Annotated in this window: 7 protein-coding genes; 4 read left to right on the forward strand and 3 right to left on the reverse strand. The window is 41.5% G+C overall.

Annotation, left to right across the window (positions count from 1 at the left end; translation table 11 throughout):
- Positions 1-796 precede the first annotated feature (796 nt).
- From HUW48_RS10675 to HUW48_RS10685, 3 genes are all read left to right on the forward strand, one after another.
- Positions 797-2341 (forward strand): B12-binding domain-containing radical SAM protein, encoded by a 1545-nt coding sequence (locus tag HUW48_RS10675; protein WP_182415656.1) that lies wholly within the window; start codon positions 797-799, stop codon positions 2339-2341.
- Between the two features lie 195 nt (positions 2342-2536).
- Positions 2537-3655, forward strand: coding sequence for a fatty acid desaturase family protein (locus tag HUW48_RS10680; RefSeq protein ID WP_182415657.1), 1119 nt, complete (start codon positions 2537-2539; stop codon positions 3653-3655).
- A gap of 399 nt (positions 3656-4054) precedes the next feature.
- Positions 4055-4381, forward strand: coding sequence for a DMT family transporter (locus HUW48_RS10685; RefSeq protein ID WP_182415658.1), 327 nt, complete (start codon positions 4055-4057; stop codon positions 4379-4381).
- A 172-nt stretch (positions 4382-4553) separates the two neighbouring features.
- Here HUW48_RS10685 and HUW48_RS10690 read toward each other — a convergent pair whose 3' ends face one another.
- Both HUW48_RS10690 and HUW48_RS10695 read right to left on the reverse strand, forming a co-directional pair.
- The gene (locus HUW48_RS10690) at positions 4554-6335 is read right to left on the reverse strand and encodes a DEAD/DEAH box helicase (protein WP_182415659.1); all 1782 of its coding nucleotides are present in this window, start codon (positions 6333-6335) and stop codon (positions 4554-4556) included.
- Between the two features lie 632 nt (positions 6336-6967).
- Positions 6968-7291, reverse strand: coding sequence for a hypothetical protein (locus HUW48_RS10695; RefSeq protein ID WP_182415660.1), 324 nt, complete (start codon positions 7289-7291; stop codon positions 6968-6970).
- A gap of 189 nt (positions 7292-7480) precedes the next feature.
- On the opposite strand from HUW48_RS10695, the gene HUW48_RS10700 reads away from it, so the two are divergent.
- The gene (locus tag HUW48_RS10700; RefSeq protein ID WP_182415661.1) at positions 7481-10849 is read left to right on the forward strand and encodes a UvrD-helicase domain-containing protein; all 3369 of its coding nucleotides are present in this window, start codon (positions 7481-7483) and stop codon (positions 10847-10849) included.
- A 121-nt stretch (positions 10850-10970) separates the two neighbouring features.
- On the opposite strand, the gene HUW48_RS10705 is transcribed toward HUW48_RS10700, so the two are convergent.
- Entirely contained in the window at positions 10971-12035 is a 1065-nt protein-coding gene (locus tag HUW48_RS10705) for a methyltransferase (protein WP_317173791.1), read from the reverse strand.
- Positions 12036-12298 lie beyond the last annotated feature (263 nt).

A 12298-nucleotide genomic window follows, 5' to 3' on the forward strand; every position in this document is an offset into this window, starting at 1 on the left:
AAAAGCCTATTCTGTTTTATTGAATAGGCTTTTTTATTGTAATTAGAATAAGGTTCTAAGTAAAACTTACAATAATTATTGTACGTAATACGTAAGAATTAATACGTATACACCGTAACTTAACCTCCTTATTGTTTGTTATAATTAGTAATATATTTTACATTACCATTTTATAAGTTCAATCTTGGTAATTTTCTTTTTTGCATTGGTTTATTGGTTAAACAATTATTAGTTTAACCGCATGTAAAAAGACCAATATTTTAAGTTTAAAGAACACAAATATGCTTTTTAAACCTGCTTCTTATACTTAGTTGCAGTAATATTAATCTTTCTATGTATTACGCTTTATTACATTACTCAACTAATTTGTATGATAAAAAGAATTATATTACTCCCCTATTTAACTGCTAATTATAATTCAGCTTGTTTTAACAGACAAGCTCAGTTAGCTACTTATTCCATATGTAAGCAGGTTCCACCTTTTTGAAATTAAATCGGGAGCCATTAAGCATAATTATATTTTAGAGTTAGTAGAAACAAAAAAATATATCTTTAAAATATAATCTTATATGGATTAATTCTTCTTCTTTAAATATTTGACTTTGTAATTTGCAATCAAGTATTTTAAAGCAAAAAAATACCAAACCGTTACTTTTAATGAAATCTAGCTTTCGCTGCTAAAGTAGGAAGCTACATCTATGCTTGTGTTACCAAATATTTACATTTTCTAGCTTCTCCATTGTTTTAGTTTGAAGTTAGATTTAAAGACAGACCAGATCCATTAATTAATTATAAAATGACAAAATTAAAAATAGGTGTTATTGATCTGGTAAGCAAAGGGCCTACCAATACTTTATGGGCCCGAACGATGCACGCCAACCTGGCGAGTATTATGCCGCAAGTAGTAGCAACTTGGTGTGAGCAACAGGGGCATGAAGTAACTTTAATGTGTTATACCGGCTTGGAAGACTTACGCCGGGAATTGCCTAAAAACTTAGATTTAGTTTTTCTTTGTTCCTTTACGCAAGCAGCTTTATTGGCATACGCCCTTAGTAATTATTTTCGTAGTCAAGGGACTGTAACGGTTTTAGGCGGCCCCCATGCCCGTTGCTATCCGGACGATGCCGTTAAATATTTTGATTATGTCCTGGGGTTTACCCACCAATCTACCATCATAGAAGTATTAGAAGATTGTTCACCCCAGCGCCCAATTGGTAAACATCTTTCGGCAAACCGGCAACCTGCTCATTTACCTGGGGTAAAAGAGCGTTGGAAGTTTATCGAACCTACTTTAAAAAAAGCACCTTTTTTACAGATGGTACCCATGATTGGGAGCGTAGGTTGCCCTTACACCTGTTCTTTTTGCATTGATGCCACCGTGCCTTACCAGCCCATGAATTTTGAGGTGATTAAAGAAGATCTGCGCTTTTTGCTAACAAAATTCAAAAGACCTTATGTAGGCTGGCACGATCCTAACTTTGGCGTACGGTTCGAAGATAATATGGAAGCCATTGCTTCGGCGGCTCCTTTAAAAAGTTTTCGTTTTATTGCGGAAAGCAGCCTTTCTATTTTAACCGAAGAACACCTGCAGGTTATGGAGCGTAGCGGCTTCGATGCTTTGTTACCAGGAATAGAATCATGGTATGAGTTGGGAAACAAATCCCGGACTAACCGCTTAGCCGGAGAAGAAAAAGTTAATCGTATTTCGGAACACGTAAATATGATGTTTCGGTACGTACCATACGTACAAACCAATTTTGTATTAGGACTGGACAGTGATGCGGGAGATGAGCCCTTTGAACTCACTAAACGGTTTGTAGATCTTTCGCCGGCGGCTTTTCCGGGTTATTCGCTTTTAAGTGCTTTTGGCGAAGCAGCTCCTTTAAATTTAGATTATCAGCGCAATGGCCGGGTATTGCCCTTTCCTTTTCACTTTTTAAATAACCACCTGGCCATGAATGTAAAACCCCAAAATTATGAATGGCTGGATTTTTATGACAAAGTAATTGACTTAACTGCCTACACTTTCTCTAAAAAAGCAATTTACCGTCGGTTTGTAGCTAGTCCGAGCCGGGCGGCCAAGTGGATGAATTTTATGCGGGCCGTTTCTTCCGAAGGTTTTGGACGTTTGCGGTTTTACCGGGAGGTGCGTAATAGATTAGCAGGAGACCAGAAGTTCCGGCAATATTTTGAAGGCGAAACCCAGGAACTACCAGCATTTTATAAAAATATCGTTCAAAAAGATTTAGGAATTTGGTGGCAATGGTTACCAGAAGGAGCAATGGAACACAATCCGAATGCTTACCTTCATAAGAAAACAAATGCATCCATCATCGTATAACCAACTCTAGCCACTAAGGTAAATACACCTTTTTTGCCGTTTACCACTTTCATCCGTTTACAAGCCAACTTTTAAGGTAAGGTTAGAAGGAGAATTTTGCCTTCTGATCTTACCATCTACATTTTACAAGCAATCCTTCCCATTAAGGTAAAGCACTATTACTTTACTTTCTTTTCCGTTCACCAATAAAAGTTTATGTCAACCAAAATCAAATTTACCAACACGAGTAATTCAACGTTTTTTGCCACTACCCGCCAACGGGTAGAAAGTTACCTAAAAGAAAATACCACTTCTAAATATGCGAATAAAGCCATGTGGGTAAAAACTATATTTTACTTAACGGGCGCCCTCACTTTATACCTGCTTCTTCTTTCTAATGCATTTTCAGTCTGGACAATGTTGGGTTTAGCTCTTCTGCTGGGTATATTCTGCGCTTTTATTGGATTTAATATTTGCCACGATGCTATACACGGGGCCTTCTCCGCTAATCAAAAAGTAAATAAACTGTTCAGTTTTGTATTTAATCTAATTGGAGCCAGCCCCTATATTTGGAGTATTTCGCATAATGTGGTGCATCATACCTATACCAACATTCCCGGCCACGACGAAGACATTGAAGTAGCCCCTGGTTTAATCCGGATTTCGGAAGAAGAAAAAGTAAATAAATTACACCGCTATCAGCATTTTTACGCTTTTGGCGTGTATAGTTTAGCTTCTCTTTCCTGGGTGCTACGGAAAGATTATATAAAGTTTTTTCAGAAAAAGATTGGCGAACATCCAACCATTAACCATCCCAAACGCGAATATTTTAATTTGTTTTTCTACAAGGCTATTTATTATTTCTTTTTTATAGCTCTACCACTGCTAGTTTTAGATATTACCTGGTGGCAATTTATAATCGGGTTTGTTGGTCTGCATTTGGCCGAAGGACTAACCTTGGGCTTGGTATTCCAGTTAGCGCACGTGGTGGAAGGTACCGATTTCCCAACGCCGAACGAAGAAGGTAATATGGAAGAAGCCTGGGCCAATCACCAGATGCGCACCACTGCTAATTTTGCAACTGATAACAAAATGGCTGGATTTTTATTGGGTGGTCTTAACCGACAAATAGAACATCATCTTTTCCCGAAGGTATGCCACATTCATTATCCGGCAATTTCCAAAATTGTAAAGCAAACAGCCCATGAATTTAACCTGCCATACATTGAAAGTCCTACTTTTTGGGCCGCCTTAAAATCGCATTACCGTATGTTAAAGAAATTTGGCCATACTGCTTACCACAACCAATTACGATTGGTTGAAGTAACGAGCTAATAATCGTAAGTTCGTTTAGGTAATCGATAAAGAATAAAGATGAAAGAAGCATCTGAAAATCATTGCATTACTTAGAGGTGTTAGCAAGGAGTACGCCCCATATAATTTTTGCCTATCAGATACCTACTAAACTATTTTCATTTTTTAAATGATGCTTGTGAAAAATTTTAATCCTGAAATAGGAAATTAAGGCGCTACTTTAAATTCAGAGGTACCAGAACTTAATGCTTGACCTTACGAATTAGGATTTAGAAGCAAAACCGGAAAAGGTCAATCCAAAAATATTTTTAACTTTGCCTATTTGGGAACGTAAGGTCCACTGATAAATAGGGTAACCTAGATTATTGTCTGGCAATACCCCGGTAAGGAAGTTAAATAGTAAAATAATAAAAAAAACGTATGGCTTGGTTTCTTTTAATTTTGGCAGGTCTGTTTGAGATTGGATTTACCACTTGCCTTACCAAAGCAAAAGAAGCTACTGGTATTTATTATTTTATCTGGATTGCTGGTTTTTTTATTTCAATGAGTACCAGTATGTTCTGTTTATACAGAGCCACCTTAACCTTACCAATGGGTACCGCTTATGCTGTATGGACGGGAATTGGCGCGGCTGGTACCGCTATATTGGGTATATTATTTTTTAAAGAACCCGCCGAACTTTGGCGAATAGTTTTTATTACTACTTTGATTGGCTCTATCGTGGGCCTAAAGGCTGTTACTCATTAAACGAATTATATTAACTTTCTCCGTTCGGTTAAACATTTATTAATTATTATTGTAAAACTAAAAAGGCTCATTCCTTAGCAGGAATGAGCCTTTTTAGTTTTTATAGCTATCAATAAAGAAGTTAAATAATTATTTACGGTTTAAGTAGCTACCAAAATATTAGTTTGGGATATTAGTAGTTACTACGTTTTTTCTTTTTATCGAAGTTACCACCGCCAAAGCGGGAGCCAAAACCACCCCGGTCCGACCGGTCAGAGAAGCCGCCTCTATTGCCGCCTCGATCGCCACCTCTTTCGGAGTAGCTACCGCGGTCGCCTCTACTTCTTTCACGGTCACCTCCCCGGTCATTACCTCTTTCACCACGATCTTCGCCGGAACCAGCAGTTTTCTTTTGCGCCTTTTCAAAAGATACCGGTTTGCCCAACATGGTGGTGCGACCTAATTTATCTACTATTTCGGAAGTGTATTCTTTTGGAACTTCTACGAAAGAAAACTTATCGTACAAGCTAATATCGCCTACTTTGCTGGCCGGTAAGCTGGTATTATCCGAAATAATTTCGACAATATCTTTCGGGTTAACGCGATCTTTTTTACCAATGGTAACAAATAAACGGCTCATGCCTTCGCGCGGGCCATCGAGTTCTTTCGAAACTTCTTTGGCTTTTTCTTCACGCATGCTCATTTTCATGAGAGCGGCAGCAATTTCCAAGGAAGTAAAATCTTCGGCCAGTAAACGCTCTACGCGGCTAATGTGCTTGGTTAAATTTCCTTTTTGAATAACTTCTTTTACCTGGCTCAAAAACAAAGTGGTTTTTACTTCGGCTACATCTTCGTAGCTTGGTACGCTGGCCAACTTAATTTTAGCGTTGGTAAAACGCATGATATCTTTTAATTTATAAATATCACGCCCCGACACAAACGAAAACGCTTTACCGGATTTACCAGCGCGGCCGGTACGGCCAATGCGGTGTACGTAAGCTTCCTCGTCTTGCGGTAAGTCGTAGTTAAATACGGCTTCTAGATCTTCCACGTCAATACCGCGGGCAGCTACGTCAGTAGCTACTAGAATTTCCAGCGTGCCATTTTTAAATTTGGCCATTACGTTGGTGCGCTGCGTCTGGTTCATGTCTCCGTGTAAACCATCGGCAAAGTAACCGCGCGCTTGCAAATTCGCTACCAATTCATCTACCATGCGTTTGGTATTACAAAACACAATGATCGATTTTAGATTGTACATATCTACTACGCGCGATAACACATCCATTTTCATGTTGTTACGCACTTCGTAGTAAACCTGCTCAATGTTGGTTACCGTTAAAGTTTGGTGTACTACTTTTACGATCTGCGGATTAGTCTGGTATTTTTTGGTAAGCTCCATAATGGGCTTACTCATCGTGGCCGAAAAGAAAATAGTCTGACGGTCGGCAGGAATCTTGGTTAAAACAAATTCAATGTCTTCCCGAAAACCCATGTCCAACATTTCGTCGGCTTCGTCCAGAATAATTTTTTTAACTTTATCTAATTGCAACGTACCGCGCTCAATATGGTCCATTACCCGGCCCGGCGTTCCAATAACAATTTGCACACCTTGCTTTAAAGCCCGCAATTGGCGGTCGTAAGCCTGGCCACCATAAATTGGCACCGTGCTGATGTTACGCTTATACTTTATTAGTTTATTTACTTCTTCGGAAACCTGGATAGCCAGTTCCCGGGTTGGGCACAAAATCAGTGCTTGCACACTTTTGTCATTCTCATCAATGCTCTCGATGGTAGGAATGGCAAAAGCGGCGGTTTTACCGGTTCCGGTTTGCGCCTGGCCAATTACATCCTGGCCGCGCATTAATACCGGAATGGCTTCGGTTTGTATAGGTGATGCTTCTTCAAAGCCCATGTCGGCAATAGCACGTTGCATTTCCGGCGAGAGTGGAAGCTCGTCAAATCTTAAATTGTTCATGAATTAAATTTTTTAAAAAATAGGTTTTACGCAATCTGGCATCAGCAGGCTTGCATCGGAACCGGTATTTATCATTTATGAAGGCAAAAATGAGACGGGTTTTAATGCAACAAATCGAACGACAAAAATTTAAATGAAGATAAATCCGTACGCTGATTCCATAATTCCGGGGCAAAGGTAAGCTTTTTATTTACATTTTAGGCTTATTCCTTTTGCTTAATGATAATATAACAAGCAAGGCTACGTTTTAATTCATTCAGTTCTTCACTCTTCTGTAGAATAATTCTTAATTTATTTCCACTATGGCGCGGAAGTTACTTCCGTGACTTAACAGATTAACTAAAAGCTTTCGTTCGCATGGCTGGCTGATTATCTTTGATTTCTGATTAAAGTTGTTTCATTGCTGAAGTATTTGTTCTTTTTGTCTTGACACAAAAAGAACCAAAAAAGTCAAGACGCTAAAAACTCGCTGACCGCTCAAACAGTTTAGCGTCGATGATTGCACCTGGCTGAAGTTGTATGTTGCATAGCATGCAGGCAAAGTTTTAAAAAATAAAAATTACGCTCCGTGTCATTCAGGAGGAACCTTGTTAGCTACGAAACATCTACACAGCAATAAAAGTAGCTCTCTCCTATTGCAAGTTTGATTTTTTTAACTTTTCTAAATTCCAGCCCTTTAAAACAGTAAAAAACAACACAGTAAAAAACAACTTGCTAACAAACAAAATAGCAGCAGCTAAGAGCAACTGACACCAGTTTGGCTGTGGAGCACCTGCCAGGGTTCCGGTGTGCTGCAGGCACATTTCGCAGCGGAGCGTGGAAAGGAAGGCTGGCGAGTGCGGAAGAGCCAAACGAGGCCTGCGGCCAGGAGGCAAAACTTGAAATATCCAACTAGATAGCAACTGTGCCTGGAGACGGGAACCGGCTGTAAAAATAACGCTGCCATATTGTTTCATACTTGAACACATGCTAAACATTTCAAGATATTAGAAGTACAAAACTCTACTTACAACTATTTTGCTTATCCGCTCCGCAAAATGTAATTTTAAAAAACAGCTCCGTTTAGCTAACAGGTTTGCCCTTTAAATCAGCAACGACAACGGAACTGTCAATAACAAACAACCAAAAACGAACTACGAAACCGCGTGCCGCAGCAATTTAAAATATATTCTTCTTCCGCCGGTTCCGGCAAAACCTACCACCTGACCAAAGAATACCTGAAACTGGCTTTGCAGAGCGAGAATCCGGGGTATTATCGTTCCATTCTGGCCATAACGTTTACCAACGATGCCGCCAACGAAATGAAAGAACGTATACTATCGGCTTTGCGGCAGTTTAACGAAATACAGGCAGATGCACGGGCGCAGGCTCGTAGTGAAGAATTGCTGGATTGGATTACTTCCGAAATTCAAACAGAATACAACCAACCAGACACAGACCGGGAAATGGTACGGGCGCGGGCGCAGCGAACTTTTGAGCAAATATTGTACAATTATTCGGAGTTTGCGGTGAGTACCATAGATGCTTTCGTGAACAAAGTGGTGACGGCTTTTACCCGCGAACTCAATATTCCTTACAATTTTGAAGTAGACCTGGATACCACTACCCTGCTCAATACGGCCGTATCGATGTTGCTGGATAAAGTAAATAATTCGCCGGATAACAGCTTACTCGCTCAAACCCTGGAACAATACGCCCTGGAAAAAGCCGACGAAGGCCGGAGTTGGAACAGTTTACCCGATGAATTAGCCAGTTTTGCCAATAATTTGTTGAACGAGCAGGTGTACGAAGCGGTGTCAGAATTGCAGAAGCTAACGCTTCAGGATTTTAAAAAAATTCGGCAAGACTTGTACCGGTATAAAAAACAGATTGAAGAAGCCGTGGTAGAAGCGGCGCAAGCGGCATTGGATTTACTCAGCGCTCACCAGATTGAAGCAAGTTTTTTACATTATAAAGAAAAAGGAATTTACGGATTCTTTAATAAATATTTAAAAAATTTTGATTTTCAGAAGCCAAACTCTTACGCCGAGCAAACCATCAACAACGATAAATGGTGTGGCGCCAAAGTTCCGAAAGATGTAGAAGCGCGGCTAAATGGCATTAAAAGCCAGCTGATAGAATACTTCCAAACCATCGAAACCATCCGGGCGCAGCAAAGCGCGAATTATGTTTTAATATCCGAGATCATTAAACACTTGTACCAAGTTTCGGTGTTGAATGAACTGGAAAAATGCATTCAGGATATTAAACGCGATACCAACCTGGTGCATATTTCGGAATTTAATAAGCGCATTACCGACATTGTGTTGAACGAGCCGGTGCCATTTATCTACGAGCGCCTCGGTGAAAAATACAACCACATCCTAATTGATGAATTTCAGGATACCTCGTCGCTGCAATGGAATAACTTACTGCCTTTAATTGAAAACTCGCTGGCATCGGGGTATTTTAACATGGCGGTGGGCGATGCCAAACAAGCGATTTACCGGTGGCGCGGCGGCGACATGGATCAGATTCTGCATTTGTACAAACGCAACACACCGGCCTTGTACCAGAACCGCAAAAACGAGGATTTGCTGGAAGCCCGGTACGACACTTTAGATTTAAGTTTAACGCCCGCCGACCTGAACACCAATTACCGGAGCGCCACCGAAATCATCAGCTTCAACAACGATTTTTTTAAATTTGTGAGCGAAAGCAATTCGGCTTACCCGATGCTGCAAAGCATTTACGACGAAAACTTTAAACAAGCCACGCCCGAAAGCAACACTCGCACTAGCGGCCACATTCAGGTAATTTTCACTCACAACGAAGATACGAACTACCAACACGATTTAAATTCCTGCGAACGCACCGAGGTTCTGTACGAAGGCTACGAAAAGCCCGAAGTACTCACTTACCAGGAAAGTACCCTGCAAATCGTGTTGCAACTCATCCGGCACGCCCTAGCGGAAGGCTACGAGTGGAAAGACATTGCCGTACTGAGCCGCACCAACCGTAACAGCCGCTTAGTGGCGGGCTTCCTGAAAGAAAAAAAGTTTGACATTATTTCGCAGGACTCGCTTTCCTTGCAATTTGCCGAAGTAGTAAACCTGGTAGTAGCCTTGTTCCGGATTTTTAACCGCCCCGACGATACGCTGGCCCGCTCCGAAGCCATGTATTTGTTCTGCAAAGTGGTGCTAAACGTGCAACCCGACAACACCCTCACCCAGACGATTGCCACGATTGCGAACTGCGCCGACAATACCGCTTTCTTCGATGAACTCCGGGCGGCTGGCTACGACTTGGAAGAAAAAGAAACGGGCAATTTATCTATCTACGAACTCACCGAAAAGATTATCCGGGTTTTTAAATTATTAGACAAGAATAATGAATGCGAGTACTTGTTCCGGTTCCTGGATGTGGTGCTGGAATACAGCCTGAATCAAAGCAACAACCTCAATAATTTCCTGGAATACTGGGAAACCCACAAAGAGAAACTCAGCATTAACTCGCCCAAAAACCGCAACGCCATTACCATTACCAGCATTCACAAAGCCAAAGGGCTGGCGTACCCGGTAGTGATTATTCCGTTTGCCGATTGGTCGGTGGAGCCGCAGCGCAGCGCTTTGCTGTGGAGCCGCTTGCCCGCCGACTTACCTGTTTTCCATGATTTGCCAGCCGCAGTGGTCACCATGAGCAAACGTCTGGAAGAAACGCCTTTGCAGCTTCAGTACCAGATGGAGCTGGAAAAAACCTTTATCGAAAACCTGAACATGTTGTACGTTGGCTTTACCCGCCCCCAGGACCGTCTGTACTTAATTGCCCAGAAAAAAGATTTCAACCAGGGAAGCAACCAGAAAAACATCAGCTATTTATTGTACCAATACTTGCAGCACCAGGAGTTGTGGCAAGAAGAACAGCTGTGTTACCAGTTAGCGCAAGGTACGGCCACGCAACATTCCAGCACGCCGGTAACCGAGCAGGTTTTTCACCTGGATTTATTCAGTTCTTTTAACTGGACCCAACGCCTGAAACTAAAACAACACGCCAACAACGTGTTTGACTTTGAAACGCAGCAGGAATACCGCCGCTTGAACCGCAAATTGCATTACGCCCTCTCCCGCATTACCACCATCGAGGACTTGAATTTTGTGTTGAAGCAACTGGTAAACGAAGGCATTTTCAGCAGCAAAGAAACCCCGGAACTACGCGAAACTTTAAAAAAGATCATCAACCATCCCGAGATCAAGCGTTACTTCAGCAAAGACATCTTGATTGAAAAAGAAAAAGAAATTTTAAACGTACGGGCTACCCGCTACAAACCCGACCGCATTGTTTTCGATGGCACCAAAGTAGTACTCCTGGATTTCAAAGCCCCGCCCTTCACCCAGGAACACGCCGACAACCTAAACTTCTACGCCAGCCTTTTTAAAGAATTATTCTTTACAGAAATCGAATGCGTGCTGTATTACTTTGATGTGGAGGAAGTGCAGAAATGGGTTTATGTGGAAGAAGTGAAAGCAAATTTTTAAAATTTAACATTATTGACGACTTAAAATCATTAATAAGTTTAGTGTTACATTACAGAAATACAAATATTAACCACTGTTTCATAAATCAACCAAGAGCGACTACTTTGGAGTTTTTTATTTATTACTCCCTTGGCTTTATGGCCGCAATCAGTCCATAATCCAGTAGAGTAGGAATTTCGTCTGTTGTGGGTACTAAGCCGGCTTTTGTAAACCAGCTTCGGTATTCTTTTCTGCTGTAGCAACGGCCTTTGGTTCCTAAAAAAAGCATCGCCGAATAATCCGTTACGGCTAAAGGTCCATCCAGGGTATCATTTAAAAAAGCATCATGTACCCACAAGGAGCCGTTCGGTTTAAGTGCTTTAGCAAATTTCACCGCCAGCTTTTCGCAGGTTTCTACGGGCCAGTCATGAAACAGACTGGCCGCCAGTAAAACATAAGCAACCGGAAGTTCATCGGTCAGCATATCGCCGGGCATAAAGGTTAACCGGTTTTGTAGGGAAGTAGCCTCCGCCGGATGGTCCTGACAGAATTCCGTGAATAGTTCGGCGGCTATTTTCAGCACTTCGGGCCGGTCGAAAACAATGGCTCGGGAAGTTGGATTATTCCGCAACCATTGATAGGTATAATAACCGGTGCCGCCGGCCACATCCAGTAATAGCCCGGGTTGTTGGGTAATTTTATCAGCTACCAGGGGCGAAAGAAACTTAGCCCTACCCGCTAAGGCCATGGTAAAAAATCGGGCGGTTTCCGCTTCATCCATCGGCGAAGGCGCGTCTTCATCTTTTACGTATGAAAATCCTTGATTGGTATTTACTGGTCCGTCATTTTGTAACCATTCCACCATTCTTATCACCCCCGGATCATCTTTTTCCAAACCGACGTAGCCCAGCAGATTGGTGGTGTTGGCAGTAGTTAAATATTTTCCGGTTTCCGTCAGGCTCAGTTTTCCTGCGGCATCATATTCCAGCAAACCCATGGCGCACAAAGCCGGAAACAAAACTAGGGCGGGTCGGTCTTTTAAATGCAGCCGCTCCTGCAATTCCGGTATGGACAATGCGCCTTGGCTTAACTCTTCGAAAACCGGTAAATAATGCGTGGCGGCAACTAAAAGCTGAGAGCTCGCCTTAGCTCTTAGAATTCGGGTAATGGGTGCCAGGTCTAACATGTTTGCTGATATTTTTTTCAATTATAATTTAAAAAATGGGGCATCAAAAATTTAAAATAAATTAAGAATTAGCGTAAAGGTTTCGGTTTACCATGAGTTTTAAGCGAAGGCACTCTCCTCGCCTCTTGCAAAATCAAACATAAACATTTCTACTCGGTTGAATATCCAAAATCGAAAAGTCTTATTCGGAATAATACTGTTTTTAAAACTGCTGACGCGAAGCCACTTAGTTTTATTCCGGTTATTTCTTATGGTTTATGTTTTTCAGAAGCTTAAATTTAAAT

It is taken from the genome of Adhaeribacter radiodurans (genome assembly GCF_014075995.1).
Classification (GTDB): domain Bacteria; phylum Bacteroidota; class Bacteroidia; order Cytophagales; family Hymenobacteraceae; genus Adhaeribacter; species Adhaeribacter radiodurans.